Genomic DNA, 723 nt, shown 5'->3' on the forward strand with positions numbered 1-723 from the left:
AGGGGGTGGCCGCCTCCTTCGTCATGGACCGCCGGGACGCGCACGAGCGCCAACGGCGCCAGCGGGAGGTCATCGCGGAGCTTGTCGCGCTGCTGCTCGCGCGCGCGCCGGAGGCGCTCGACCCGCTGCTGCGGCCGGCCTGGGCCGCCGCCCGTGACGACGCGGCGAGGCTACGGGTGGTCGTCGACCAGATCGCCCGGCTCACCGACGCCAGCGCGGGCCGTCGCCACGCACAACTGACCGGCCGGCGCTGGCCGGCGGTTCTGTGACGGCGTCCCCGCCCTGGAAGCAGTGCTCTCACGGACTGTCTCCCGCGGACTGTTTCGTGTGGACGGCCCGTGTGGACGGCCCCGCCCCGGCGGTGGCCGCCCGGCCCGTGGATCGCGTGGCCGGTCACGCTCCGCGCGGACGGCTCCGGGACCGGCTGTGACCCCCTGCCGCCGGCCGCGTGACGGTGCCGCGGTGCCCGGCGGCACCGGGCGCCGACCGGCGCGTCGCCGACCCGTTGGGAGTGTCCGGGACACGGCGTGTCACATGCTGCGGTCGTAAGATCGGCACTGCGGTGCAGATGACAAGTAACATCGAGGAAGAATGCGGGTCTGCGGGGGCCCGGACAGTCTTCCGGAGGGCTGCCTTCCGGAGGGCTGACAGCCGGTGGTGACACCCGGTGGTGACACGAGGTGCGCGCCGGACGGCCTCCGTGACACCAGCCCGCTGGCGCTC

At 75.0% G+C, this 723-nt stretch carries 1 pseudogene; it reads left to right on the forward strand.

The annotated features are described in order from the left end of the window. A pseudogene (locus DD1DGNOD_RS08835) lies at nt 1-269 on the forward strand (deoxyguanosinetriphosphate triphosphohydrolase); the annotation flags it as partial. Nucleotides 270-723: the final 454 nt, after the last annotated feature.

This window comes from Candidatus Protofrankia californiensis, assembly GCF_900634765.1.
Lineage (GTDB): Bacteria > Actinomycetota > Actinomycetes > Frankiales > Frankiaceae > Protofrankia > Protofrankia californiensis.